Origin of the sequence: Phyllobacterium sp. UNC302MFCol5.2, from assembly GCF_000686005.1 — a bacterium.
In the GTDB taxonomy this organism is placed as follows: Bacteria; Pseudomonadota; Alphaproteobacteria; order Rhizobiales; family Rhizobiaceae; genus Phyllobacterium; species Phyllobacterium pellucidum.
On the sequence record NZ_JMLL01000011.1, the window covers coordinates 379,863 to 405,596 of the forward strand.

30 protein-coding genes are annotated in these 25,734 nt (G+C 60.5%); 8 read left to right on the top strand and 22 right to left on the bottom strand.

Annotated elements, in window-relative coordinates; translation table 11 throughout:
- Window positions 1-54: 54 nt before the first annotated feature.
- Window positions 55-924: an NAD(P)-dependent oxidoreductase gene (locus BR48_RS0113140; protein WP_027231713.1), complete on the top strand. Its 870-nt coding sequence runs from the start codon at window positions 55-57 to the stop codon at window positions 922-924.
- Between the two features lie 19 nt (window positions 925-943).
- Here the strand turns inward: BR48_RS0113140 and BR48_RS0113145 are convergent, their stop codons facing one another.
- The 4 genes from BR48_RS0113145 to BR48_RS0113160 all read right to left on the bottom strand — a co-directional run bounded on the left by BR48_RS0113145 (window position 944) and on the right by BR48_RS0113160 (window position 3,398).
- On the bottom strand, window positions 944-1,423 hold the full coding sequence (locus tag BR48_RS0113145; protein ID WP_027231714.1) for an Lrp/AsnC family transcriptional regulator: 480 nt from the start codon (window positions 1,421-1,423) through the stop codon (window positions 944-946).
- 192 nt (window positions 1,424-1,615) lie between these two features.
- A complete protein-coding gene (locus BR48_RS0113150; RefSeq protein ID WP_027231715.1) occupies window positions 1,616-2,236 on the bottom strand; it encodes a uracil-DNA glycosylase family protein in 621 nt (206 codons plus the stop codon).
- Window positions 2,237-2,238: 2 nt separating this feature from the next.
- Window positions 2,239-2,850 carry a glutathione S-transferase gene (locus BR48_RS0113155; protein ID WP_027231716.1) on the bottom strand — a complete coding sequence of 204 codons (612 nt, stop codon included), beginning with the start codon at window positions 2,848-2,850 and terminating at the stop codon, window positions 2,239-2,241.
- Complete coding sequence (locus BR48_RS0113160; RefSeq protein WP_197030358.1) at window positions 2,847-3,398, bottom strand: thermonuclease family protein; 552 nt, start codon at window positions 3,396-3,398, stop codon at window positions 2,847-2,849. Before BR48_RS0113160 ends, BR48_RS0113155 begins: the two co-directional genes overlap by 4 nt.
- 247 nt (window positions 3,399-3,645) lie before the next feature.
- Between BR48_RS0113160 and BR48_RS0113165 the strand changes: the two genes are divergently transcribed.
- Window positions 3,646-5,166, top strand: a complete 1,521-nt coding sequence (locus tag BR48_RS0113165) for a HAMP domain-containing sensor histidine kinase (protein ID WP_027231718.1) — start codon at window positions 3,646-3,648, stop codon at window positions 5,164-5,166.
- Between the two features lie 88 nt (window positions 5,167-5,254).
- A complete protein-coding gene (locus BR48_RS0113170; protein ID WP_027231719.1) occupies window positions 5,255-5,701 on the top strand; it encodes a DoxX family protein in 447 nt (148 codons plus the stop codon).
- Window positions 5,702-5,731: 30 nt separating this feature from the next.
- Here the strand turns inward: BR48_RS0113170 and cobT are convergent, their stop codons facing one another.
- Complete coding sequence (gene cobT / locus BR48_RS0113175) at window positions 5,732-6,751, bottom strand: nicotinate-nucleotide--dimethylbenzimidazole phosphoribosyltransferase (RefSeq protein WP_027231720.1); 1,020 nt, start codon at window positions 6,749-6,751, stop codon at window positions 5,732-5,734.
- Between the two features lie 125 nt (window positions 6,752-6,876).
- On the opposite strand from cobT, the gene BR48_RS0113180 reads away from it, so the two are divergent.
- From BR48_RS0113180 to BR48_RS0113190, 3 genes are read left to right on the top strand one after another with little or no spacing between them, the layout of a single operon-like run.
- Window positions 6,877-7,644 (top strand): adenosylcobinamide-GDP ribazoletransferase, encoded by a 768-nt coding sequence (locus BR48_RS0113180; RefSeq protein ID WP_027231721.1) that lies wholly within the window; start codon window positions 6,877-6,879, stop codon window positions 7,642-7,644.
- 19 nt (window positions 7,645-7,663) lie between these two features.
- Window positions 7,664-7,897 (top strand): DUF1289 domain-containing protein, encoded by a 234-nt coding sequence (locus BR48_RS0113185; protein ID WP_027231722.1) that lies wholly within the window; start codon window positions 7,664-7,666, stop codon window positions 7,895-7,897.
- 5 nt (window positions 7,898-7,902) lie between these two features.
- Window positions 7,903-8,607 (top strand): TIGR02281 family clan AA aspartic protease, encoded by a 705-nt coding sequence (locus BR48_RS0113190; RefSeq protein ID WP_027231723.1) that lies wholly within the window; start codon window positions 7,903-7,905, stop codon window positions 8,605-8,607.
- A gap of 94 nt (window positions 8,608-8,701) precedes the next feature.
- Here BR48_RS0113190 and dusA read toward each other — a convergent pair whose 3' ends face one another.
- Window positions 8,702-9,700 carry a tRNA dihydrouridine(20/20a) synthase DusA gene (dusA, locus tag BR48_RS0113195; protein ID WP_027231724.1) on the bottom strand — a complete coding sequence of 333 codons (999 nt, stop codon included), beginning with the start codon at window positions 9,698-9,700 and terminating at the stop codon, window positions 8,702-8,704.
- 129 nt (window positions 9,701-9,829) lie between these two features.
- Window positions 9,830-10,720: a dihydrodipicolinate synthase family protein gene (locus BR48_RS0113200; protein WP_036814392.1), complete on the bottom strand. Its 891-nt coding sequence runs from the start codon at window positions 10,718-10,720 to the stop codon at window positions 9,830-9,832.
- 355 nt (window positions 10,721-11,075) lie between these two features.
- On the opposite strand from BR48_RS0113200, the gene BR48_RS0113205 reads away from it, so the two are divergent.
- Entirely contained in the window at window positions 11,076-12,137 is a 1,062-nt protein-coding gene (locus BR48_RS0113205) for a porin (RefSeq protein WP_027231726.1), read from the top strand.
- Between the two features lie 61 nt (window positions 12,138-12,198).
- Here BR48_RS0113205 and phnN read toward each other — a convergent pair whose 3' ends face one another.
- From phnN to phnG, 14 genes are all read right to left on the bottom strand, one after another.
- The gene (gene phnN / locus BR48_RS0113210; protein WP_343051206.1) at window positions 12,199-12,813 is read right to left on the bottom strand and encodes a phosphonate metabolism protein/1,5-bisphosphokinase (PRPP-forming) PhnN; all 615 of its coding nucleotides are present in this window, start codon (window positions 12,811-12,813) and stop codon (window positions 12,199-12,201) included.
- A gap of 11 nt (window positions 12,814-12,824) precedes the next feature.
- Window positions 12,825-13,964 (bottom strand): alpha-D-ribose 1-methylphosphonate 5-triphosphate diphosphatase, encoded by a 1,140-nt coding sequence (locus tag BR48_RS0113215; protein WP_027231728.1) that lies wholly within the window; start codon window positions 13,962-13,964, stop codon window positions 12,825-12,827.
- A 1-nt stretch (window position 13,965) separates the two neighbouring features.
- The gene (locus tag BR48_RS0113220; protein WP_027231729.1) at window positions 13,966-14,673 is read right to left on the bottom strand and encodes a DUF1045 domain-containing protein; all 708 of its coding nucleotides are present in this window, start codon (window positions 14,671-14,673) and stop codon (window positions 13,966-13,968) included.
- Between the two features lie 85 nt (window positions 14,674-14,758).
- The gene (gene phnE / locus BR48_RS0113225) at window positions 14,759-16,090 is read right to left on the bottom strand and encodes a phosphonate ABC transporter, permease protein PhnE (RefSeq protein ID WP_027231730.1); all 1,332 of its coding nucleotides are present in this window, start codon (window positions 16,088-16,090) and stop codon (window positions 14,759-14,761) included.
- The gene (gene phnE / locus BR48_RS0113230) at window positions 16,087-17,058 is read right to left on the bottom strand and encodes a phosphonate ABC transporter, permease protein PhnE (protein WP_027231731.1); all 972 of its coding nucleotides are present in this window, start codon (window positions 17,056-17,058) and stop codon (window positions 16,087-16,089) included. The genes phnE (BR48_RS0113225) and phnE (BR48_RS0113230) overlap by 4 nt, the downstream gene beginning before the upstream one ends.
- A gap of 71 nt (window positions 17,059-17,129) precedes the next feature.
- Window positions 17,130-18,047 carry a phosphonate ABC transporter substrate-binding protein gene (phnD, locus tag BR48_RS0113235; protein WP_027231732.1) on the bottom strand — a complete coding sequence of 306 codons (918 nt, stop codon included), beginning with the start codon at window positions 18,045-18,047 and terminating at the stop codon, window positions 17,130-17,132.
- Between the two features lie 84 nt (window positions 18,048-18,131).
- The gene (gene phnC, locus BR48_RS0113240; protein ID WP_027231733.1) at window positions 18,132-18,965 is read right to left on the bottom strand and encodes a phosphonate ABC transporter ATP-binding protein; all 834 of its coding nucleotides are present in this window, start codon (window positions 18,963-18,965) and stop codon (window positions 18,132-18,134) included.
- A 119-nt stretch (window positions 18,966-19,084) separates the two neighbouring features.
- Window positions 19,085-19,699, bottom strand: coding sequence for a DapH/DapD/GlmU-related protein (locus BR48_RS0113245; RefSeq protein ID WP_027231734.1), 615 nt, complete (start codon window positions 19,697-19,699; stop codon window positions 19,085-19,087).
- Complete coding sequence (gene phnL, locus BR48_RS0113250) at window positions 19,696-20,406, bottom strand: phosphonate C-P lyase system protein PhnL (protein WP_027231735.1); 711 nt, start codon at window positions 20,404-20,406, stop codon at window positions 19,696-19,698. Before phnL ends, BR48_RS0113245 begins: the two co-directional genes overlap by 4 nt.
- 9 nt (window positions 20,407-20,415) lie before the next feature.
- Window positions 20,416-21,192 (bottom strand): phosphonate C-P lyase system protein PhnK, encoded by a 777-nt coding sequence (phnK, locus tag BR48_RS0113255; protein WP_027231736.1) that lies wholly within the window; start codon window positions 21,190-21,192, stop codon window positions 20,416-20,418.
- The gene (locus BR48_RS0113260; RefSeq protein WP_027231737.1) at window positions 21,189-22,070 is read right to left on the bottom strand and encodes an alpha-D-ribose 1-methylphosphonate 5-phosphate C-P-lyase PhnJ; all 882 of its coding nucleotides are present in this window, start codon (window positions 22,068-22,070) and stop codon (window positions 21,189-21,191) included. The genes phnK and BR48_RS0113260 overlap by 4 nt, the downstream gene beginning before the upstream one ends.
- A complete protein-coding gene (locus BR48_RS0113265; protein WP_027231738.1) occupies window positions 22,067-23,161 on the bottom strand; it encodes a carbon-phosphorus lyase complex subunit PhnI in 1,095 nt (364 codons plus the stop codon). The genes BR48_RS0113260 and BR48_RS0113265 overlap by 4 nt, the downstream gene beginning before the upstream one ends.
- 4 nt (window positions 23,162-23,165) lie before the next feature.
- Window positions 23,166-23,777, bottom strand: a complete 612-nt coding sequence (gene phnH, locus BR48_RS0113270) for a phosphonate C-P lyase system protein PhnH (RefSeq protein WP_027231739.1) — start codon at window positions 23,775-23,777, stop codon at window positions 23,166-23,168.
- On the bottom strand, window positions 23,777-24,250 hold the full coding sequence (gene phnG / locus BR48_RS0113275; protein WP_051614957.1) for a phosphonate C-P lyase system protein PhnG: 474 nt from the start codon (window positions 24,248-24,250) through the stop codon (window positions 23,777-23,779). The genes phnH and phnG overlap by 1 nt, the downstream gene beginning before the upstream one ends.
- A gap of 90 nt (window positions 24,251-24,340) precedes the next feature.
- On the opposite strand from phnG, the gene phnF reads away from it, so the two are divergent.
- Entirely contained in the window at window positions 24,341-25,084 is a 744-nt protein-coding gene (phnF, locus tag BR48_RS0113280; RefSeq protein WP_027231741.1) for a phosphonate metabolism transcriptional regulator PhnF, read from the top strand.
- Between the two features lies 1 nt (window position 25,085).
- On the opposite strand, the gene BR48_RS0113285 is transcribed toward phnF, so the two are convergent.
- On the bottom strand, window positions 25,086-25,697 hold the full coding sequence (locus tag BR48_RS0113285) for a pyridoxamine 5'-phosphate oxidase family protein (protein WP_027231742.1): 612 nt from the start codon (window positions 25,695-25,697) through the stop codon (window positions 25,086-25,088).
- Window positions 25,698-25,734: the final 37 nt, after the last annotated feature.

Genomic DNA, 25,734 nt, shown 5'->3' on the forward strand with positions numbered 1-25,734 from the left:
ACGTCCCCCGAAGCACACTTACACAACGACCTATCTGACAGAGGAATTTACGCAATGGCAACAGTCGCTTTTATTGGCCTCGGCGTCATGGGCTACCCGATGGCCGGTCACCTGAAATCACGCGGCGGCCATGATGTTACTGTCTTCAACCGCAACAATGCGAAGGCGGAGAAATGGGCCGACGCATTTGGCGGCAGTCACGCGCCGACGCCTGCGGCAGCCGCAGAAGGCAAGGATTTCGTCTTCTCCTGCGTCGGTAATGATGACGATTTGCGCTCCGTGACAATCGGCGAAAACGGCGCCTTTCATGGGATGAAGCAGGGCGCAATCTTTATCGACAATACGACGGCCTCAGCTGAAGTCGCCCGTGAACTCGATGCGGAAGCGCGCAAGCGAGGCTTCCACTTTCTCGATGCGCCGGTTTCGGGCGGACAGGCAGGCGCGGAAAACGGTGCTCTGACGGTGATGGTCGGCGGCGAAGCGGACGCCTTCGAGCAGGCAAAGCCGGTCATTGAATCATTTGCAAAGATGGTCGGCCTCATGGGTTCTGCCGGTGCGGGGCAACTCACCAAGATGATCAACCAAATCTGCATCGCCGGCCTCGTCCAGGGCCTCGCCGAGGGAATTCACTTCGGCAAGAAGGCCGGTCTCGACATCGAAAAGGTGATCGAGGTCATTTCCAAGGGCGCGGCCGGATCCTGGCAGATGGAAAACCGCCACAAGACCATGAATGCCGGCACGTATGATTTCGGCTTCGCCGTGGACTGGATGCGCAAGGATCTTGGCATCTGCCTGGCGGAAGCCGAACGCAACAAGGCCAAGCTGCCGGTTACTGCGCTGGTCGACCAGTTCTACAAGGACGTGCAGGAAATCGGAGGCAGCCGCTGGGATACGTCATCGCTCCTGGCGCGGCTCGAGAAATAGGCGAGAACCCGGCCTGAACTCAGGCCGGCTCCTTCTCGATGCTCATATAGTCGAGCGGCAATTCCGTCGTGTATTTGATCTGCTCCATGGCGAAAGCCGAGGAAACGTCGCGAATGTCGATCTTGGTGATCAGGCGCTTATAAACGGCGTCATAGGCGGCAATATCCGGCACGACCACGCGCAGGAGATAATCGACGTCGCCGCTCATGCGATAAAATTCAACGACTTCGGGGAAGTCCTGCACCACCTCCGAAAAGCGTTTCAGCCACTCGTTCGAGTGCGAGCCGGTCCGAATCGAGACGAAAACAGTCACCCGCGTATTGACGCGCACGGGATCGAGGATGGCGACGCGGCGCTGGATCACGCCGTCTTCCTCGAGCTTCTGGATGCGCCGCCAGCACGGCGTCGTCGAAAGCCCCACCTTCTTGGCGACATCCGCCACCGCGAGCGTTGCGTCTTCCTGCAAAAGGCGAAGGATCTTCCGGTCGAGTCTGTCCATTGCGTGTTCCCCTTACTGCGCGCTGCCCGCTGGCCGCACAAACAACGCAGTAATTGTTTGAATTTGCGCACAAACCGTTCGGTTTTGGCTCATGCTCTGGAATGAGATACTTTATGGTCTGATAATCATCGAGCGTACAAGAAAATTATTCCAATCTTTGCAATTCTCAAAAAAATTTCGTGCATATATTCACTAAGTTAGAATCCTGACCTTCTCCCGCAGCGCCGGAAGAACGTTATCTGCGAACCATGGGTTTTTCTTCAGCCACCCGCTATTGCGCCATGATGGATGCGGCAGCGGCAAAATTGCCGGACTGGTGCTTGCGACGAAGTAATCCTGCCAGTTCAGAACCGTCGCCGTCATGCCGCGCCGGCGCCGGTCACGAAGGTGATAGGCCTGAGCATATTGGCCGATCGTCAGGATCAGTTCGAGTTGCGGCATCGAGCGGAAAACGCGCTCGTGCCAGGTTTCCCTGCACTCGCGCCTTGGCGGCAGGTCGCTGCCATGCGCATCATAGCCGGGAAAGCAAAAGCCCATGGGCACGATGGCGAATTTGTCGGGATCATAGAAGGTCGTCCGGTCGACACCCAGCCACTCGCGCAGCCGGTCACCCGAAGGGTCATTGAACGGGATTCCGGAATTGTGCACGCGAATGCCGGGTGCCTGCCCGCAAATGGCAATGCGCGCCGTGGATGAAAGAATGCAGACCGGGTTGGGCTCATGCGGCAGCGCCGGGCCGTAGCGCGGAGCATCCCGGCAAATCCGGCACGCCTTTATCTCGGCCGAAAGCGCGCCAAGGTCTGCGGCGGACATTGTCACGCCTTGGCGCTTGGCCGGCCGGATACCGCAACATGCCAACGGCGCAAATGCTCCAACTCCTCTGGTATCTGCAACTTGGCCGGCTTCAGGAAGTCCGTTGCAACGAGCAAGGTGATGTCGGCAATGGAGAATCGGCTCCCGGCAATGAACTCGTTCTGTCCAAGTTGGTCATCCATGGTCTTCATATATTGCAAGGCCTTGGGCCGGTTTGCTTCGCCCCAGGCGGGAACCTGTGGCACCTCCCATTCGATCATGGCGGGGTGGGTGTGGCGGAAGGCGGCGGTGATCGCCGCCATGAGATAGAGCTCGACGCGCCGGTTCCACATTTCCACCATAGCCTTGCCAAGTGCGCCGACCCCGAAGAGCGGAGGCTCCGGGTGTATCTCCTCGAAATAGCGGGAAATCGCCACTGACTCGGTCAGGATCGTGCCGTCATCGAGTTCGAGGATCGGCAGGCGCTGCAGCGGATTGAGCGCTGTGATCCTGGCGGACTTGTGCTCCATCGCTCCCATATCGATTGGCACGAGCGGCACCACGATGCCCTTCTCGGCAAGGAAAATCCGCAATCGGCGTGGGTTGGGCGCTCGCCCTCCATCATAGAGTTTCACCACAATCCTCCCAATAGCCGACCGAGCCAGTCAAAAAGCTGATCCACGGGACCTGGCAAGGATTTCGGCGCTTGTTCGTTGGCAGCCGCCTCATGTTCCCTGCGCCAATCCTGCGGAGTCTCGAATTCAATGGCCCAAAGACCCCGCTTCGCCCGCACCGCTTTCGCTTCAACGTCATGATAATCGCCATAGGCGACTGCCTGTCCAGCCTCGACCATAGCGCGATTGAGATTGATGTCACCCGAATAACAGGTTGCGAGCGCCCGGTCGTATTTATCTTTCCCGGATGCCTCGCAGCGGACGTCCAGTCCACCAATAAAGCCTATCAGCGCCTTACGCGAAGCATGCCCGCAGCCCGTCGCAGCCTGCCCATTCCCGCAAGCCTGCGCAAGCTCCGGCGCGTCGATCCCCTTGAGACGGATGCGATTGCCGGCAATCGAGATCGTGTCACCATCGATGACATAGGCCCTGCCGGCAAGCGATTCTGCCGGCGGACGCACGTTTAGCCGCGCCGCAAGCAGTGCCACAAGCGCAAAAAAGACCACCATCAGCGCGAAATCGAACCCACGGCGCCAAGGCGGGCGCTGCGCCTGAGCAGGCCGCGGCCATCGGCGGCGATACCTGTGATAGTTGCTCATTGTCAAACCGCAAGAGTGTGGGGCATCTGGCGCTCGTGCCTGGCTTCAATCATTCGAATCGCAGCAATGGGTTTGATTCTCTATTAATCATTTCTGAATAGGGTTGCGATGCAATGCTGCCGACAAGTGCAGATTTGGGCCATCTGGAACGAGGCATATGGCATCGCTAGACGCAATCTCAGCAGACAAGAACATTGTTGACCGGCGCAAGCTGCCGCGCAACAAGGACCTGTCGGCTGTCATGCGCGGCGCCCGTGACCAGTTGATGGAACGCGCTGGCGGCAACCATCTCGAGCGCGAATTGCTCTTCATGCACACGCGCGCCCTGATCGTGAACACGGCAACCTTCCCGCTCCTGATCGTCATGATCGCCGGTGTCGGCGTCTTCTCGGGTTTTGGCGGCAGCATCATCATCTGGGCCTTGGTCACCATGGGCCTTTACATGCTTCTCGGCCTGCTGGCGCGCAGGCTGGCAAAGCGCGGCATCGCCAATCGCCACGTCCATAAATGGCAGATGATTTTTCTCGGCGGTCACTTCATGACCAGCATCGGCTGGGCTTATTTCGCCGTTCTCGATTGCGCGCCATGCGGCATCAGCTACTATCCGGTCGTCAAGGCCGTGGTGATCATCCTCGCAATGGCGATTACGGCCATCGTTACCTCCGCCTTGCGCGCCGCGATTCTAGCCGCCTTCACGCTGCCTGTCGTCGCCTATACGCTGCTTGCGGCCAAGCAACTCGGCAGTCCGCTATCGGCCATCATGGTGGTCATGCTGTTTGCCGGCCTCATCTTCTTCTACCTCGTAGCGCTCCGGCTTAACCAGTCCGTCGCCATAACGCTGGCTCTCCAGGCGGAAAAGGACGCGCTGATCGCTGAACTTGAAACAGCCAATGCCATGTCCGACGAAGGGCGCAGGCGCGCCGAAGAAGCCAACCTTGCGAAATCACGCTTCCTCGCCTCGATGAGCCACGAACTGCGCACGCCGCTCAACGCCATTCTCGGTTTTTCCGAAGTGATGGCCAAGGAAGTGCTTGGGCCGATCGAGAACGGCACCTACCGCGAATATGCAAGCGACATTCATGCATCCGGTGAGCATCTCCTCAATTTGATCAACGAGATTCTCGACCTGAGCCGCATCGAGGCTGGCCGGTACACGATCAACGAGGAGCCTTTGCTTCTCGCCGATATCGCCAATGAGTGCATCCATATGATGAAGCTCAAGGCGCGCAACAAGGATATCACTATCCTTCCGCAGTTCGAGAAGGGCATGCTGCGCATCAAGGCCGACGAACGTTCGATCCGCCAGATCGTGCTCAATCTCATGGCCAATGCGATCAAGTTCACCCCGACCGGCGGGCGCGTCCACATCAAGGTTGGCTGGACAGCGGGCGGCGGTCAATATCTGACGATCCGCGACAATGGTCCGGGCATTCCGCCGGAGGAAATTCCCGTCGTCCTCTCGACGTTCGGTCAGGGCTCGATCGCCATCAAGAACGCCGAGCAGGGAACCGGCCTCGGCCTTCCGATCGTCCAGGCCCTCGTCAACCTGCATGACGGCCAGTTCCACCTGTTTTCGAAACTGCGGGAGGGCACTGAGGCGCTTGCAACATTCCCGCGCAGCCGTGTCATTGCTGACGAGGCCAGGCGCCGGGGTGCCCTGCACCGAAAAGCTTCTTAAAACACTCCACTTCAATTTATTGTCATTTGCCCTGGCGTGAGCGCGTCGGCATTGCTGGCGTTAACGCAACGAAATCAACGGGTAACCAATGAACGCCAACGGCAATGATCGCCCTCTCATCATCCCGGCGCTCGGCCGCATCTACCAGTCGCTCGGTGACCTTTCCGAGACGATCCTGCGTGTCGTCGCCGGTGCGGCGCTTATCGTCCATGGATCGGGCAAGATCGCCAATCCTCTCGGCGCAGTCGGCATGGTCGAGGGGCTCGGCTTCTACCCCGGCGTCTTCTGGTCGCCTCTCCTCGCTGCCACAGAATTTTTCGGGGGCATTCTGCTCGTGCTCGGGCTACTGACGCGCCCCGCCGCCTTCGCAACGACGATCGTTCTTCTCGTCACCATCTACTACCACTGGATCGTGCAGGGACAGGGCTGGGGCGGCTCGGAAAAGTCGATCCTCTGGACGGCTATCCTGTTTTTCTTTGTCATTCGAGGCGCAAGCCGTCACTCGCTCGACGCGAGGATCGGCAAGGAGTTCTAAAAACGAAGGCCCGCTTGCGCGGGCCTTTTGTCAATCGCGGTTGCTGACGCCCGCCTGGTCGAAGGTCGCCATGCCGGAGTGGCAAAGCGCTGCGGCCTTGACGATGCCGGCGGCAAGCGCCGCGCCGGTGCCTTCGCCGAGCCGCATCCCGAGGTCGAGCAGCGGCTTCTTGCCGAGTTGTTCGAGAACCTTGCGATGACCCGGCTCCGCCGAGACATGGCCGAAAAGGCAGTGGTCGATCGCCTGCGGATTGGCGCGGTGGAGGATCGCAGCGGCGGCAGTCGCGACATAGCCGTCGATGATAACGGGGATTTTCTCGACACGCGCTGCGAGGATGGCGCCGACCATGGCGGCAATCTCGCGCCCGCCGAGCCGGCGCAAGAGTTCGAGCGGATCCTTGAGATGTGAGGCATGCAAGGCAACTGCCGTGCGGACAGCTTCGATCTTGCGACGCAGGCCCTCACCATCGGCGCCCGTGCCCGGGCCGACCCATTCTTCAGCCGTGCCGCCATAGAGGCCGTGGAAGATCGCGGCGGCAATGGTCGTATTGCCAATGCCCATCTCACCGATGCAAAGAAGATCGGTGCCGCCGGCAATCGACTCCATGCCGAACGCCATCGTCGCCGCGCAGGTCTTCTCATCCATCGCCGCTTCCTCGGTGATGTCCGCGGTCGGATATTCGAGTGCGAGGTCGAAGACCTTCAGGCCGAGATCGTAGGCGATGCAAATCTGGTTGATTGCGGCGCCGCCCGCGGCAAAATTCTCGACCATCTGTGCGGTGACCGACGACGGATATGGCGAAACCCCCTTGGCGGTGACGCCATGATTACCGGCAAAGACCGCGACCAGCGGACGCGTGACCTGCGGGCGCGAACGGCCGGTCCATGCTGCGAGCCACTCCACGATCTCTTCCATGCGGCCCAGCGCGCCCGGCGGTTTCGTCAGCGTCGCATCGCGCTTGCGCACAGCCGCGACGGCGGCTTCGTCGGGTCCGGGCAATGTCTCGATAAGCGTGCGAAAATCGTCAAACGGCAGGCCAGTGGTCATGATGGTCCCTTGCGGTCAAGTCTTCATGGCAAATTAGAAGTCCACGTCCTATAAGCGCTGGATCGAAAAAGGCAAAGGTCAACACGCGCCACAGAGTGTCGCGGCTTCCATATTGAGAGGTGTGCGGCATGGATTTGCTCAACGAGACGATGCGGGCGCTCGCTTTCCTGTCGCGACTGCCGGTTTCGTCGCGCTGGTTCCGCGATTATGACGGCGCGCTGGCAAGTTCGGTGCGCGGCTTTCCCCTCGCCGGGATGATCATCGCCCTGCCCGCGGCGCTTGTGTTGTTGGTGACATGGTCGCTGTCGGACTTTGCAAGCGCGCTGCTCGTCACCGCTGTCTTGGTCGTGACGACAGGCGCTTTGCATGAAGACGGCCTCGCCGACGTGGCCGACGGCTTTTATGGCGGAAACTCGCCGCAGCGCCGGCTGGAAATCATGAAGGATTCGGCAATCGGCTCCTATGGCACCCTCGCCCTTATCTTCAGCGTGCTCCTGCGTACTGCATTGCTTGCAACGGTCATCGGCGAAGTCGGATCTTTGCAGGCGCTCGCCGTTCTTATTGGAACCGAGGCCGCGAGCCGCGCCGCACTTGCAAAGTTCTGGCAAATCCTGCCCTCCGCCCGTCCTGGCGGCGTTGCCGACCAGGCTGGCGTTCCGACCACAAATGCCGCCAATTCTGCCCTCGCCATAGGTGGCGTCGTGCTTGCGGTGGGCTATGGCTTTGCCGCCGGCGTGCTCGCAGTCATAGCCGCCGGCGCCTTGGCCACCCTTGCGTATTTCGGCTTTGCCGCTCTCTGCCGCGCAAAGATCGGCGGCCAGACCGGCGATACACTGGGAGCCCTGCAGCAGTTCGTCTCTATTTCCCTGCTGCTTGGGCTTGTCATTGTCCTCTGATCATACCAATTGTTGAAACATGAGCATCATCGAGTCACCGTGCATCCTCGTTTGCGCCATCGACATGAAGACCGGGTACTGCTTCGGTTGCGGTCGCACGCGCGAGGAAATCGGGGCATGGTCGACCTTTTCGCCGGAAGCCCGGCGCGCGATCATGGCGGTCCTGCCGTCCCGCCTCGAAACTGTCGAGCGGCGTCCCCGCCGCGAAACCCGCCGCAGCCGCATGGCGCGCGAGCGCGAAGAGGAGGCCTGACCAGCATGGGCCGGCTATTCTGGATTATCATTGCACTGGTCGGCGCAGCCTTGCTCCTTCTGATGGCCAACAGTGACGCCGGCTCGACTTTCGGCATGGCCAATGACGATTTTGCCCGCTTTGCCTATATGGGCATCTGGGGCATCGTGCTCGCCTCTGCGCTTCTCGGCTCAGGTATCCGGCTCGGCCATTTCCTGCGCAGCATGGCAATCTGGATCGTTATCATCCTCGCCCTCGTTGCCGGTTATCAATATCGCTATGAATTGCAGGATGTCGGCCATCGCATCACGGCCGGCCTTATTCCGGGCAGCCCGATCTCCAACCGTGATGCCGATGGTTTGATCACCGTGACGCTGGCGAAATCGGAAAGCGGTCATTTCGAGGTGCGCGGCGAGGTCAACGGCGCGACGGTGCCGTTCATGGTCGATACCGGCGCTTCCTCCATCGTCCTTTCGGCCGGGGATGCACGCCGTGCCGGCCTCGATCCTGACAAGCTCGCCTATGCCACGTCCGTGCTGACCGCAAACGGCATGGCGAAGGCCGCCAACGTCACCCTGGACGAGGTCAAGATCGGCGCTATCGAGCGGCGCAACGTCCGCGCCATGGTGATTCAGGACGGCCGCATGGACGGCAGCCTGCTCGGGATGAACTTTCTCAACTCACTCAGCGGCTTTTCGATGCGCGGCGACCGGCTGGTACTTTCGGATTAGTCTCACTGCCGTCCGCAAGTACACTGGTGAATTCTGAAGGACGAGTGGGTCCTGAGAAAAGAGCCCGATGACGACGGCGATCGCCTCCTCCCGGTCACGCCGCCTCGGCGGCGGCGCCGATGCCCGCATAGGCGCGGCGGATCACCGAGCTGTCGGCATCAACGCGATTGGCCTCCGTGGAAAGCATTTGACGCCACCGGCGCGCGCCGGGAGCGCCATGGAACATACCGACCATGTGCCGTGTGACGTGCGAGAGCCGTCCACCACGGGCAATACGCGTATCGGAATAGGCGCACATGTGCTCGATGATGCCTTCGATCGTCGGCGAAACCACTGGCTCGCCATAGATCCTGCGGTCGACATCGAGAAGAAACAGCGGATCCTGATAGGCCGCGCGCCCGACCATCACACCATCGACGTGCTGAAGGTGCCGTTCAGCTTCTGCGAGCGACTGGATACCGCCATTAATGCCAATGAATTTCGCAGGATTGTCCTGCTTCAGGCGATAGACGCGGTCGTAGTCGAGCGGTGGAATTTCGCGATTTTCCTTTGGCGAAAGGCCCTTGAGCCAGGCTTTGCGCGCATGCACCCATAAGGCATCCGCCCCTGCCGCAAAGACACGACCCGTCAGCTCATCAAGCGCCGCTTGCGTGTCCTGGTCATCGACGCCGATCCGGCACTTGACGGTTACTGGTATTGCAACGGCCTGTTTCATCGCGTCGATGCAAGCCGCGACGATATCGGGCGTTTGCATCAGGCAGGCGCCGAACGCACCCGACTGCACGCGGTCCGACGGGCAACCGACATTGAGGTTGATTTCCTTGTATCCCATGGCCTCGCCGATCGCTGACGCCTGCGCCAGCTTCGACGGATCCGATCCGCCAAGCTGCAGCGCAACAGGATGCTCTTCAGGATCAAAACCAAGAATTTTTTCGCGCTTGCCGTGGATGGCAGCATCAGCGACGACCATTTCGGTATAGAGCAGCGCGCGGCGCGTGAACTGGCGATGCAGCATTCTGCAATGCCGATCGGTCCAGTCGATCATCGGGGCCACGGCGAAGATATTTTCTCCGCTGGCATAGAGTTTTGCCATCAAATTCATCCAGGTCGTTAAGCTGAGCGCACGCCTTTTAGGCCCTTGCGCCTTCGCGGCTCTTTACCACGCCCTGCAGCGCAAGGTCCATCACCGGCTATTTAGCGCAGGATCAGCGCTGGACAAGGCTCAAACCGCATCCAATGCGCTGATTGCCGTCATGATGCGGTCCTGATCGGCGGTGGAAAGCGGCAAGATGGGCAGCGGCGGCTTTGTGGTCGCAAGCCCCATGGCATTTGCCGCGGCATGAACCACCCGATAGCTCGAAAGCTCCTTGAACAAGGCAAAGAGGGGCGCGAATAGGCCATCGATGCGCTCGACCTCGGCGACATTACCGACCTTTGCGGCACGCGCCAGTTTCAGCGATGGTACCGGCAGCAGCCCGGCAACCACGCTGTACCACGCGGCCCCGCCGGCAAGCAGCGCCCCCGGCGCATTCCAGTCGCCGCTATAGCCAATGGCAAACCCGACAGGGAGTTGGGCCTCAAGCGCTTGGTGCACCGCTCGCATCTCCGGTAAAGGCTGCGCGGGATTTTTCACTGCCACGATATTCGGTACCGCGGCCATGCGTGCGAGCAGGGCATTGCTGATCGTAAAATGCGTGGTGCCCGGATTGTTGTAGACGCACAGGGGAAGATCGGTGGCGCCGGCGACGCCACTATAATGCTGAAGCACTTCGTCATCGGTCAGCGGGGTATAGGAGACCGGGGCGAGAAGAAGGCCGTCTGCACCCGCACGCTTGGCGTCGCGCGCGAGATCCTCGGCGTCGCCCGTCCTCAAGGCGCCGGCGCTGACGATGATGGGCACCCGCCCGCCGAGACATTCCCTCGCCGCCTCGATCGTCCGGCGTCTTTCAGCACTCGAAAGATACATGTAGGAACCGGTGCTGCCGAGAAGGCCGACCGAATCGACGCCGGCGCGCTCCAGCCGCTCCAGCAGCCGGCAGAGCGATTCGACGTTAACTTGCCCGCTCTCATCTGCAGGCGTAATCGGAAATGCGGATAGACCATGGAACAGCAAAGTTTTTCCCTCGGTTGAATCAGCCTGAATTCGTTAAGACTGATCGTCTTAATACATCGATATACAATGAACATGTATGAAAACCAGGCGGATTTAGCCGTTAATGCACTCCGGGACATCCAATTCAGAGACTAAAGTCTAATTTTGCCTAATTCTTTATCGTGTTACGCAAAGCCCTATTGTTTGGGCAATTGCGCCCCGACGGAACCAAGTCATTACCCCGCGTGTCAAAACCGCCACAGCGATTTCCGAACCGGCGGTTCGATTGCAGATCGATTTTGCGTGATCGAACGAACAGGAATATCCCTGCTGCGGGGACACGAGCTTTGGTATCAACTTGATCGGAGAACCGATAATGCGAATAAAGAGCTTCCTCCTTGGTTCCGCTGCAGCGCTGGTTGCAGTTTCAGGAGCGCGCGCCGCCGACGCGGTTGTCGTGGCGGAACCCGAACCCGTCGAATATGTGCGGGTTTGCGATGCTTATGGCACGGGCTTCTTCTATATTCCGGGAACGGAAACCTGCCTCAAGGTAAGCGGCTATGTCCGCTACGACGCACAGGGGGGTGACGACGTCTATAATGGCGGCCCGCTCGACACTTGGGCCAAGCACACGCGCGCCGAGGTTCGCTTCGACGCCCGTTCCGAGACCGAACTCGGCACTTTGCGTTCCTACATCCAGTCGCGCTTCGACTTTACCGATGGTTCGGATGACGGCGCCAGCCTCCCGCAGGCGTTCATCGAGCTCGGCGGCTTCCGTGTCGGCGTTGCCGATGAAATCTTCGGCGCCTGGAACGGCTATGCCGGCGATATCATCAATGACGACGTGATCAACTACAACAGCTGGCAGAGCAACCAGGTGAGCTACACGTTCACAGGGGCAGACGGTTTCTCGGCCATCGTCGCCGCTGAACAGGGCTCGGTGCACGACGATTATCCCGACTATGTCATCGACAACTACATGCCGCATGTCATGGCCGGCGCCAAGTACGAGCAGGGTTGGGGAACGCTGTCCGGTATCGTCGGCTACGATTCCAACGTCGAGGCCTTTGCCGCCAAGGCGCGCCTCGATGTTAACATCACCGATACGTTCAAGGTCTGGGGCATGGGGGCCTACCAGTCCGACTACGACTCCACGCGCGAGGAACGCAACTTCCTGACGCCGTGGCAGGGCGACTGGGCCGCCTGGGCCGGTTTTGCTGCAAAGCTTTCCGACAAGGCGACGGTCAACGGTCAGGGTGCGTACGCATCTGAGGGGACCTACGCCTTTGCCCTCAATGTTGCCTACGAACTTGTACCTGGTTTCACGATCACGCCGGAAATCAACTACACCAAGTTCGAGGACTTCCGTCAGGGCGACGGCACACTCGTCAACGACGATGCCCTCGGTGGCATCGTCCGCTTCCAGCGGAATTTCTGATCGCCTGACACAAAAAATCCGGAGGCAAACGCCTCCGGATACCTCTACGACAAAGCTGCAATCAAATCTGGTCCGAAACCGCAGCGACTGCTGCCGATTTTCGCAAAAGCGCCACGAGTTCATCGCCCGCGTCGGCGACCGGACCTGAATTGTCGATCATAACGGCATTTTCCGGATCGCATGGATTGGGCGCGGCCCGCATCAGGCGACGCTCGATCTCCTCGGCGCTTTCGCGCCCGCGCGCCGCAAGGCGATGCGCCAGAACCTCAGGCGAAGCCGTAATATGGACCACCAGGAAATTGGCGTAGGCCGATTTCAGATCGGGGAGAATGCCGCGCGATACATTGGCGATCGCGACCCCGCCCCGTTCGATCTCGTGATCGACTGATTTCGGCAAGCCGTAGTAAAGCCCATGGGCGAACCAGTCGTGGCAGAACGCTCCTTCGCGCTTGGCCGTCAAAAACGCGTCCTCGCTCAGTGTATCGTGGTCCTCCGCATCGACCGCCGAAGGCCGGGTGACCACGCGGCGGACGAAATGGAATCCCGGCTCATTGGCGAGCGCAGCGCGGGCATAGTCGATAATCGTATCCTTGCCGGCCCCGCTCGGCCCGACAACCGCAACGAAGGCGCCGTTGCGCAAAGGCGCGGGCCCCACTTCGAGTGCGCGTTCGATCATTGCGGCGGCCATCATACGACCCGGCGGCCTTCGCGCCAGACAGTGCGGACCACGGGAATGTGCTCATCGACGCGAACGCGCACGAGGTCGGCGCGCTTACCGATCTCGATGACGCCGCGGTCTTCGAAACCAACCGCCTCAGCCGGGTTCTTGGTGACGAGGCGCACCGAATCCGGCAGCGATATGCTGTCCGCGGTCTCGCTCAACATGAAGGTCGACTGGATCAGGCTGAACGGAATGTAGTCGGACGACAGAATGTCGAGATAACCGTGCTCCACGAGTTCGCGCGCCGAGACGTTGCCGGAATGCGAGCCGCCGCGCACGACATTGGGCGCACCCATCAGGACGGCAAGGCCGGCGCGCTTGGACGCAGCCGCCGCCTGGAGCGTCGTTGGAAACTCGGCAACGTGGATGCCCTGCTCTATGGCCTCGTCCACGTGCGCTTGCGTCGCATCGTCGTGGCTGGCGAGAACGATGCCACGCGCGCGGCATTTTTCTGCCAGCGCCTCGCGCTGCGGGCCCGAATACTGCGCGGACTCGCCCATGCGTTTCTCGCAATACAACTCGAAATCGCGGTCGCTGAGCTTCAGCTTGCGCTGGTAATAATAGGCGTAGGTTTCGAGATCGACGAACTGGCGCTGCCCCGGCGCATGGTCCATCAACGATGCGAGCCGCACGCGGCTGTCATTCTCGAACAGTTGAAAGCTCTCAAGGCAATCCGGCGCCGAGACTTCACAGCGCAGATGCAGATAGTGATCGGCTCTCAACCGGCCCTCATGGACGCTGTTCTCGATTGCGTCGCCGAGCTTGCGCATTTCCGGCGCCGAAAGGTCCGCATCCTCATCCATGCCGACGCGCAGCGCATCGAGAACAGTCGTAATGCCGGAGGTGGCGATCTGCGCATCGTGCGCAAGGACAGCCGCGATCGGGTTCCAGCGTACCCGCGGGCGCGGGAGATAATGCCCCTCGAGGTGATCGGTATGGAGTTCCACCAGGCCGGGTATGAGATAGTCGCCGCCGAAATCCTCGCCGCCGGATGCCGTTCCTTCCGTAATGTCGGCTATCTTGCCGTCACGCACCAGGACGGAACCGGTGATGACTTCGTTTTCGAGGACGATTTTCGCATTATTCAAGATCAGTTCGGCGGACATATCAGGCAGACTTTCTACGGTTCGTTCCAGCAAGCGGGTGCAGTGAGTTGATTTCAAAAGGAGATCCGGGTTGGGCCTCGGTAAATAGAGCAAGATTGTTGATCTCGACCGGCTCTTCGAGAACCGGCTCGAGGAATTCACCGAGGATGCGCTCAATTCTTGGCTGGTCGGCCTCCGGTACCGGACCGGTCAGGGTCATGTGAAAACGGAAATCCTCGAACACGTAGGGATAGCCCCACTGTTCGAGATTGCGTTGCTCTGATACCGAAAGCGCATCGGGATTGCGCCGCTTGATCTCCTGCTCGCTTGGAGCGGCGCGGAAGCGATCGAAGGCGACGACAATATCGTTTGCCAACTGGTTGAGGCGGTCAAGCGGCTCGCTCGGAACAAGCGCGAAGAAACCGCCAAGGCAGCGAATTTCAAGTTTTGGAATTTCGACCGGATCGACCGAGGAGGCAAAATGCATCATGGCGGAAAGCAGTTCGCGCTCTTCAAGCCCCTCCGCCAGACGGAAAGGCGCCTTCAGCGTCGCATGGAAACCGTAGCGGCGTGGCGAGTCGGTAAGCTGCGCGAAGTCCGCCGGATCGAGCCCGCGAATATGCGGGACCTTCACCGCTTGCCCGCTGAAGGCATTGCGGCCGAGCCAATTCGCCGCGACTTTGAGAAGCGGGTCGCTGGCCGGCGGCGTGAAGTAGATCGCATAGCGCATGTCAGTGTGATTCCCTAAAAACAGTCTCGCGTTACACTCCAATTATGACAAGCTTTGTATCACTTGGGATCTGCGGATCGACAATCTAGTGCTGCTTTCCAGTCAGGCGCGAGCGCAGTGCGTTGGAAATATTGTCGAAGATGAAGATGACGATGAGAATGAGCACGACCATATAGGCGACATTATGCCAGTTGGTGTTGGTGCGCATCGCCTCCCACAGCTTGAGGCCGATGCCGCCCGCACCGACGGCGCCGATGATCGTCGCCGAGCGCGTGTTCGATTCCCAGAAGTAGAGCGCCTGGCTGGCGAATACCGGCAGGACCTGCGGCACGACGCCATAGCGTTGCACGTTCACCGGCGATGCACCCACGGATTTGACACCCTCGCGCTGCTTGTCATCGATGTTTTCCAGCGTCTCCGAATAGACCTTGCCGAGCGTGCCCGTATCGGTGAAGAAGATCGCGGCGATACCGGCAAGCGGCCCCGGACCGAAGGCGCGGGTGAAGAAAAGTGCCCAGATCAGCATGTCCACCGAGCGCAGGAAATCGAAGAAGCGCTTGGTAATCTGGTTGGCGAAGAAATTCGGCATGATGTTGCGAGCCGCAACAAACGCGAGCGGAAACGCGATGATCGTTGCAAGCAAGGTGCCGATGAAGGCCATGACGATTGTCTGCAGGAGCTTGGTCCAAACGTCGCCATGCTGCCACGATGAATTGTACCAGATGTTATCGAAGGCAAGCGCTGCATTCGACATCTCAGGCTTGATGCGCTCGCCGCTGGTGATCATCGACATCACTTCGCCGAACGACTTGCCCCAGAATGGCGATGCGGTATCGAAGACGAAATTGGCCCATCCGAGGAAGCGCCGGCTCACCACGACACGCTCGGGAATGATATCCGCCTGCCCGGCAAAGCCGAAATTCACCGTAACCTGGTCCTCCTTCAGCTGTGCCCATTTCGGCAAGGTCCCTTGCGGCTTGGCGCCGTTCGGTTCGAGCAGGATCGTCAGGCTTTCGCTTCCCCGCGTCGCAATCACACGCTGGGCGTTGATATCGAGCGACTTGCTGGAGCCGAAGCGGATCGACACGTCATTGCCGTTCTTGATCACCCAATCCGGATTGGGATTGTTGCCAAGCTCGGAAAAACGCGGATAGGAAACTGTTGTCGCCTCCGGGCTCATCTTGACGGTCGCCCTGACCGCGTAGGAGACCCAGTCGCGCGCATAAATTTCGGCGCGCTGCCACTGCCCGCTCGCGAGCACGGTGCCGATCGAAAAGAACCACCAGCAGTAGACGACGTAAAGAACGATGCCGGAAGCGATGAACAGCGGCAGGAAGCGCTTCCACACGGGCGGGTTGAAGACCTCCGGGTGACGGCTTTCGTAATCGGCAATGGCGGCAGCGGACAGGGCGGTCATGACTGTTTGCCTGCAAAGGCGAAGGCCTGCTTGCCGACGAGACGGCGGCGCAGCCAGGCGGAAAACTGATCGACGGCGATGATCGTCACCAGCAGCAGAAGGACGATGGCAAGCGTCTTTGCCTGGTGGCCGCGGCCGATCGACAGGCGCAGTTCCTCGCCGATGCCGCCGCCGCCGACCGCGCCGATGATCGTCGAGGCACGCACATTGATTTCAAGGCGAAGCAGCGCATAGGACATGAAATTGGGCATCACTTGCGGCACGATGCCGAAACCGACCCGTTCGAACCAGTTGGCGCCGGCGGCGCGCAAACCCTCATCCGGTTTCATGTCGGCATTCTCGACGACTTCGAAGAAAAGCTTGCCGAGCGCGCCGATCGTATGGATGGCCACGGCGAACATGGCGGGTATGGCGCCGAGCGAGAGGATTGCGGCGAAGAAGCCGGCGATAACGATCTCTGGGAACGCGCGCAGGATTTCCATCGTCCGGCGCACGACTCCGCGGATCAGCCGGTTCTTGACGAGGTTCTTGGCGGCAAGGAAGCAGAGCAGAAAGCCGAAGATGAAGCCGACAAGTGTTGACAGGATTGCGATATTGAGGGTCTGCAGCATCTTGTGGAAATACTCCGGAAAGTAGAACCCGCCGAACAGATAGACCCGGCCTTCCGGATAGTCGTATTTAAGGCTGCCGTCGTAATAGGGTGACGGCAGATCGAACAAGGCGCGCCACACTTCCCAGCCGTCGCGCGGAACGAGATCGCCCGCAAACTCGAAGAAGTGCGGCAGACGGTCGAAGAACTTGCCGGCGTTTGAGTCGTTGGCGAACCACAGGGACCCGGCGACCGCCACGAGCAGACCAATGCCGATCAGCCATGAATAGGCACGCCGGCGCGTCGCAAGCTCCAGCCAGTGGCGTTCTATCTCGATACCGTCGGGCGACAGGGTGGTGGTCGTAGGCTGGCTCATCAACCGATCCTTAGTGAGCACAAAAATTCACGGCCAGAACCTTGAGGGAACTGGCCGTGATCGTTGGATGGCTATCAGCCGCCGATCTGCGCCTTGCGGGCGTCGATGATCGGCTGGTAGAACTGCGCGTTAACTTCCGTGTAGCCCTTGCGGTCGCCACCGGTCGAAGAAGCCGCGGCGAAGCAGGCCGGATCGGTCTTCGGAAGGTTCATCAGATATTCCTTGTACTTGGCGATCGTGTCCTTGTTCATTGATGAACGAACAACGGTCGGACCGTTCGGAATAAGCGGCGACTTCCACAGTTCGACAAAATCCTTCATGTCGATCAGGCCCTTGTCGACCATCTTGCGCAGATTGCCGGAAGAGTATCCCTCTTCGAACTTGCCTACGCCCGAGCCAAAGGTCGTGCCGGCGTCGAACTTGCCGTCCTTGACGGCGAGAACGAGGTTTTCATGACCGCCGCCGAAGCCGGTTTCACCGAAGTAATCCTTGACCGAAGCGTTGATGTCCTTCGGCAGCGAGGTAACGGGGATGAGGTAGCCAGAGGTGGAATCCGGATCGGCAAAGCCGAGCTTCTTGCCTTTCATGTCGGCAAGAGTCTTGATGCCACTGTCCTTGCGGGCAATCATGATCGAATAATAGCCGGTCGAACCGTCGGTCTGAACGTCGGTCAGGATCGGTTCGACTGCCTTCGGATTGGTCAGATAGATCTTGGCATATCCGGATGCACCGAGTTCAGCAGCATCGAGCGTGCCGCCGAGGAGACCCTGAATGACGCCGTCATAGTCGGTTGCCGGGAAGAGCTTGACTTCTTTGACACCGAGGACCTTGGGCAACTGGTCGACCACGCACTGGTAGTTGCGCAGGCGGTCTGCTTCGTTTTCGCCGCCGATCAGACCGATGCGGAATGTTTCGAGGTTTTCGGCACGCGCCATCGAACCGGCCAGCATGGCGCCGATTGCGATTGCACTAAGAAGGGCTTTCTTGAACATAGTTCTCTCCTGTCAAACGTCGATATGAGTTTGCGATCAGTTTCATTAGTGGCCCGTATCGTGGGCGAGCCGATCTCGGTGCGCTCAACGCGCGGCCAGAACGGCCTCCAGCTCTGAAAGCGGCTTGGGTGTGCCGCGGCTGATACTTGTGGAAGTGATTGCCTCCGAAAAAGCATCCTTCATGCCGTCCGCGCCATAGATGCGGCGCGCGGCAAGTTCGGTGAGATCGTCGGGTCCGCCGTCAAAGACAACCTTGCCTCCCTGCATGCCGATGATACGCTGGCAGAAATGGCGGGCCGTATCGAGCGTGTGCAGATTGGTGATGACCGTCAGGCCCTCGCGCTCATTGATGTCGCGCAACGACTCCATCACCACCTGAGCATTGCGCGGGTCGAGCGAGGCGATCGGCTCGTCGGCAAGAACAACTTTGGGATTCTGCATCAGCGCGCGGGCTATCGCGACGCGCTGCTGCTGACCCCCGGAGAGCGTTCCGGCCCGCTGCAGCGCGGTCTTCGCGATGTCGAGGCGCTCCAGCGCCGCAATCGCCATCGCACGCTCCTCGCGCGAAAACATGCCGAGCAGGCTCTTGATCGTCGAGCGATGATTGAGGCGACCGAGCAGAACATTGGTCAGAACGTCGAGACGCGGCACCAGATTGAACTGCTGGAAGATCATGGCGCAATCGCGCTGCCAATTACGCAAGGCGGCGCCCTTCAACTGCGCCACATTGGTGCCTTCAAAGAGGATCGCGCCTTCCGAGGGATCAACGAGACGGTTGATCATGCGAAGCAACGTCGACTTGCCGGCGCCGGAACGGCCGATGATGCCTACCATCTGACCCTGGGGAATCTCCAGGCTGACATCGTCGATGGCAGTGAACTTGCCAAACCGGCGCGTCACGTTTTCAATCTTCAGCATAAGCAGGTCCCTATTGGCGCTGCATTGTCCTAGGACACGGATGTGAACGTGCGATGTCGTTTTTGTTGCAGCCGAATGACAACTTGATGTCAGTTCGTTGACCCTATCGCTCGTTCGATTCAGACCGCGTGCTTCTCAAGGAACGCCTCGATGGAGAGCGAGCGAAAATCATCGAGCGCAGAGCGCAACTTAGCGTGGTCCCAGTCCCACCAGGCCACGACCTCCAGTTGTTCAGCCGTTTTTCGGTCGAAGCGATCACGAATTTTGTGCGCCGGAACCCCGCCAACGATCGTGTAGGGGTCGACGTCCTTCGTGACCACCGCCCCTGCCCCGATTACTGCGCCGTCGCCGACCGTGACGCCCGGCAGCACGGTCGCGCCATGGCCGATCCAGACATCATGGCCGATCGTGACGGTATTGGTGCGCCGCCAGTCGAAAAATTGCTCGTCAACCGTGCCGTCGTCCCAGTAGTCGCCCGAGCGATAGGTAAAATGGTGCAGCGTCGGCCGCCAGGTCGGATGGTTGGGCGCGTTGAGGCGAACGCTCGAAGCTATGTTGGCGAATTTGCCGACCTTGGCGCACCAGGCAGATCCGTCCTGCATGATGTAGGAATAGTCGCCGAAGCTCGATTCACTGAGGCGGCAGCGCTCGGCAACTTCGGTATAGCGGCCGAACGCGCAGCCTTCGACGCTCGCCGTCGGATGGATCAGTGGCGTTTCCGAGAGTTTCGTCATGCCGCAACTCCGCCTGCGGTCGAAAACGCCGTGACATCGATGATCCGGTCGGCAACGGCCTCGCGCACGTCCTCGTCGTGAAAGATGCCGAGCATGGCGACGCCCGCGGCCTTCTTGGCCTCGATCATAGACACAACGACGCTGCGGTTCCTGGCGTCGAGCGATGCTGTCGGCTCGTCGAGCAGCAGGATTGGATGATCGGTTATGAAGCCGCGCGCAATGTTGACGCGCTGCTGCTCGCCGCCGGAGAAGGTGGCGGGCGGCAGCGCCCACAGCCGTTCGGGAAGGTTGAGACCAGAGAGCAGCACCGCCGCCTTGTCGCGGGCTTCGCCGCGATCGACGCCGCGGGCGACGAGCGGCTCGGCGACAACGTCAAGCGCCGAAACGCGGGGCACGGTACGCAGGAATTGACTAACATAGCCGACCATTTCGCGGCGGATACCGAGCATGGTTCGCGGATCGGCCGAGGCAATATCCACAAGGCGGTCGCGGTAGGGAACGATGATCTGGCCCTGATCCACGGCATAATTGCCGTAGATCATTTTCAGGATCGAACTCTTCCCGGCGCCGGAAGGGCCGCCAAGAACGGCGCACTCGCCGGCCTTGATCGAGAATGACACGTTGGTGACCACCGGCAAGCGGATGCCGTCACGCAGGTGCATGGTGAAACTCTTGGCGACATCGGAGACAACGAGAGGCGTTGGCATGATCTTCTCCTAGACCTGCAGGATGGATGAAACGAGAAGCTGGGTGTAAGGCGCTTGCGGATCGTCGAGGACCCGGTCGGTAAGGCCGGTTTCGACGATATGGCCGTCCTTCATCACCATCATGCGGTGCGAAAGCAGCCGCGCGACGGCAAGATCATGGGTGACGACGATAGCCGCAAGGCCAAGGTCGCTGACGAGGCCCCGCAAAAGGTCGAGCAATCTCGCCTGCACCGACACGTCCAGTCCACCGGTCGGCTCGTCCATGAAGATCAGGCGCGGGTTGGTTACGAGGTTGCGCGCGATCTGCAGGCGCTGGCGCATACCGCCGGAGAAGGCGCGCGGCTCGTCATCGATGCGGTCGGCGGCGATTTCCACCCGCCCGAGCCAATCGGTCGCCGTCGAGCGGATGCGGCCATAGTGCCGGTCGCCGACCGCCATCAGCCGCTCGCCGACATTGGCGCCGGCCGAGACGGTCATGCGCAAGCCATCGGCCGGGTTCTGGTGCACGAAGCCCCAGTCGGTGCGCATCAACAACCGCCGCTCGGCTTCGCTGATGCGGTAAAGATCGCGGAACTGGCCGTCCCGCATGCGGTATTCGACAGAACCTGCCGAAGGCGCAAGCCGGGTCGCCAGACAGTTCAGAAGCGTGGTCTTGCCTGAACCGGATTCGCCGACGATTGCGAGCACTTCGCCCGGCCACAGTTCGAACGAGACATTCTGGCAGCCGATCCGGCTTCCATAGAATTTCGAAACTGCGTTGACTTTGAGAAGTGGTGTATCGCTCATTCTGCTGCCTCCGCCGGATTGGCCGAAAGATGGCCGCGATGGCCATGCGCCTGCCGGTCTTCACAAAAATCCGTATCCGAGCACACGAACATGCTGCCGCCCTTGTCGTCGAGGATCACCTCGTCGAGGTAGGTACCCCTGGCGCCGCACAGCGCGCAGGGCTCGGAAAAGCTCTGGATTTGGAATGGATGATCTTCAAAGTCGAGGCTGACGACTTCCGTGTAGGGCGGAACCGCGTAGATGCGCTTTTCGCGTCCTGCACCGAATAGTTGCAGCGCTGGCGAGCGATGCATCTTTGGATTGTCGAACTTCGGCGTCGGCGACGGGTCCATGACATAGCGCCCTTCGACCTTTACCGGGTAGGCATAGGTCGTCGCTATGTGGCCGTGGCGGGCGATATCCTCGTAGAGCTTCACATGCATCAGGCCGTATTCTTCTAGCGCATGCATTTTCCGCGTTTCCGTCTCGCGCGGCTCAAGGAAGCGCAGGGGTTCGGGGATTGGCACCTGATAGACCAGGATTTGGCCTGCGGTAAGCGGTGTTTCCGGGATGCGGTGCCGCGTCTGGATGATCGTTGCTTCCGTTGTGCTGGTGGTGACACGGACATTTGCGGTCTTCTGGAAGAAGGCGCGGATCGATACGGCGTTGGTGGTGTCGTCGGCGCCCTGGTCAATAACCTTCAGTCTGTCATCGGGTCCGATGATTGCCGCGGTCACCTGCACGCCGCCCGTGCCCCAGCCATAGGGCATCGGCATTTCGCGCGAGGCGAAAGGCACCTGGTAGCCCGGAATGGCAATGGCTTTCAGGATGGCGCGGCGGATCATCCGCTTCGTTTGCTCGTCGAGATAGGCAAAGTTGTATGTTGCGAGTTCGGTCATTCTGCTGCCTCCTGGACGTCGCGGCGTTCGTGTTCGGCCCGCATACGACGCACCAGGTCGAGCTCGGCCTGGAAATCCACGTAGTGCGGCAGCTTCAAATGCTCGACAAAGCCGGTCGACTGAACATTGTCGCTGTGGGAAATGACGAATTCCTCGTCCTGGGCGGCGGCGGTAATATCCTCGCCGAGCTCCCTCGCCCGCAATGCGCGATCGCAGAGCGACATCGACATCGCCTTGCGCTCGCTCTGGCCGAACACCAGGCCATAGCCGCGGGTAAACTGCGGCGGCTGCTTCGCCGAACCCTTGAACTGGTTGACCATCTGGCATTCGGTCAGGCGGATGCGCCCGAGCGTCAGCGGGAAATCGAGTTCCGCGACTTCAAGTTCGACCTCGACTTCGCCGATGCGGATTTCGCCAACGAAGGGATGGCTGCGGGCATAGCCCCGCTGTGTGGAATAGGCGAGACCGAGAAGAAAACCCTCATCGCCGCGGGCAAGCGCCTGGAGACGCAGATCGCGCTCAAGCGGAAAGGCGAGCGGCTCGCGGGTCAGATCGCCAGGCGCTGTCCCTTCCGGCAACTCGCCATCCGTCTCGATCATGCCGTGATGGCCGAGAATGTCGGTGACGCGGGGCGCAGGCTCGTGCGTTTCCTCCACCCGCTCCTCCGGCGCTTCGACCGCGGCATCGGCGGCGAGTTCAGCATCGAGCAGGCGGTGCGTATAATCGAATGTCGGCCCGAGCAACTGTCCACCCGGCAGATCCTTGAACGTTGCGGAAATGCGCCGTTCTATCGCCATTGCCGCGGTTTCGACGGGGAGCGTATAGCCAAAACGCGGCAGCGTCGTGCGATAGGCGCGGACAAGGAAGATCGCCTCGATCATGTCGCCCCGCGCCTGCTTGATGGCGAGGGCCGCAAGCTCGAGATCGTAAAGAGATCCCTCGGCCATGACGCGGCCGACGCCGAGTGCCAGTTGTTCGACGATCTGGTCGAGCCGGATCGACGGCACGGAGCGATCACCCCTGCGCTTGTCGGCAAGAAGCTTGTGGGCATTGCGGATGGCGGTTTCGCCGCCTTTGACTGCAACATACATGGACTTACGCCTCCTTCTTCGCAACGCGTGTCGTGCGCGGCAGGGCGGCGAGCGCTTCCCGTCCGGCAAAGATCAGATCGATGCCGCGCGGAAAGGCGGCACGATTGCCCGTCCATTGATCGATGAACATTTTCGGCAGCTGGCTCGGCGCGAAGTCCTGCGTATCCTTGATACCGGGTCCACGGAGGGTGAGGACGTTCTCGCCCTCAAATCCATCGAGCTGCAAGATCACCGTCGTCGACCGGTCGGGATATTCCGACGTTCCCTTGGCAAAGGCTTCGAAGGACGGCATTGCGGCGACGTCTTTCACCAGCGCGAATTGCGCAGCCGCCGGATCGGAGACGAGTTCGAGGCCGGTATGAAATTTCAGCCAGCCGATGGCTTCCTTCGAGGCGCTGATCGACTTGTCGCACCAGACCGTTGCATCGTGATCGAACAGCGTGGCGGCGATCGCCGCCATTACTGGCGTCAACGGCGCCGGCGCTACGACGAGTTCCGGCACGTCAAAGACGCGGCCGGGATTGGCCAGGGCATCCATCAGAGCCCGGAAAATCTGCTGCGATCCCATGACCGGATTGGCAAAGCCGCCCTCAAAAACCTGAGTATTCGTGCGCATCAGTCTTCCCCTCGCACCATTGTGAAGAAATCGACCTTGGTTGCTGCGGTCTCGGCCCGCTTCGTCCTGAGTTCCTCGTCGAGCCGCTGCGCGATTGGCGCAAGGACGGTCTTTTCGACCACGTCGCGCTTGGCATCGTCTTGCCAAAGCGCATCAAAGACGGCGGCAAGGCGGACCTTTTCGCCCTGGCGACCGAGCGCATAAGCGTGGCCGACGGCGCCGCTGCCGAGCCGCACGGTCGCGCGGGTCACAGTCGCTTCCCCGAGATTGAACGGAGCTCCCGACCCGCCGATGCGTCCGCGAACCATGACGAGGCCCGTTTCGGGCCCGCGCAAGGTCTCGACTTCCGGCTTGTCGGTCCAGACGGACCAGAAGCGGGTCATCTCATCGGCGGTCGCCTGGGCGAGCAAGGCCATGGCGGCCTTGCGCCCGGCATCGGCGGTCGCCGACATTTCCTGAAAATCTTTGGTCATTGACACCTCGCTCAAACTTATCTATTCGTCTATACAACTAGACAATAAATCCATCTATAGGGATGGTCAATGACAGGAGCATGACAAAGCGTGACTTCAGCGCGATTCATTACGCGAAACAGCGGTGTCGCCATCTGGCGGCAGATTGCCGACCAGATCCGCGGCGACATCACGGCGGGGAGAATGGCGAGTGGCGCACGCATGCCGCCCGAAATCGAGCTCGCCGCGCGATTTTCCGTCAATCGCCACACCATCCGAAGCGCAATTGCCGCGCTTACGAAGGAAGGCGTGCTGCGCGCCGAGCAGGGGCGAGGCACATTTGTCGCCAACAGCCGCAAGCTGATCTACCGCATCGGCGAGCGCACGCGGTTCTCGCAGATCCTCGCAACGCAGGTGCGCGAGACCAAGGGCGTATTGCTCTCTTACCGCACCGAAGCGGCGACGCCCGAAATTGCCGCGGCGCTTGGCATGCCGGCAGGAGACGTCGTTCGCATCGACACGCTGCACACGGCGGATGGCAACCCTGTCACCTGCTCGACGGCCTGGTTCGATGCCGCGCGCGTGCCGAACGCCGCCGAGGACTACCGTTCATCCGGATCGATAACATTTGCGCTCAAGGCTGCGGGAATAGACGATTATCTGCGCAAGTCGACGATTATCGCGGCAAGACATGCCGATGCCGACGACCTGCGCCACCTGCAACTGTCGCCGGGGGCGATCGTGCTCGTTGCGACTGCGATCAATGTCGATATGGATGGCCGTCCGGTCGAATATGCCAAGACCCGCTTCGCCGCCGACCGCATGGAAATTGCGATCGACAACAAGGCGCTTTGATCTACCACATGGTCTTGGCTGCACGCTGCGGCCATTCGCGGTCATAGGCCTCGCCGCCGACACGGTCTTCGCTGAGAGCGGCAAGAACCTGGCCGGGGGTCGGAAACTCTTTCGGCGAGCGATGATTCTTCGGATTCCAAAGTTCGGAGCGGATCAAGGCGCGGGCGCACTGGAAATAGGCCTCCTCCACCTCGACGACCATCACCGATCGCGGCGCTTTCTCTTCGACGGCGAAACTGTCGAGCAATGCCCTGTCCGTATCGAGGAAGGCGCGGCCATTGACGCGGAACGTCGTGTTGACGCCCGGGATCAGGAAGAGCAGCGCGACGCGCGGGTCGCGGACGATATTGCGCAGCGAGTCGACCCGGTTGTTGCCTCGGCGGTCGGGGATCATCAAGGTACGATCGTCATGGATGCGGACAAATCCCGCCAGATCGCCGCGCGGCGAGCAATCGAGCCCCTCCGGGCCGGATGTCGCCAGGGCCACGAACGGCGAGCCTTCGATGAGGCGGCGATATTCCGGCGTGATTCGGTCGGTGACCTTCGCCGTCGATGCCTCGGCAACACCGCTGTAGATCGCCTCGAGTTGTTCGATCGACGTGATGCGCGACATTCGATTCTCCGTGCAAATATGGCGCGACTAACATTGC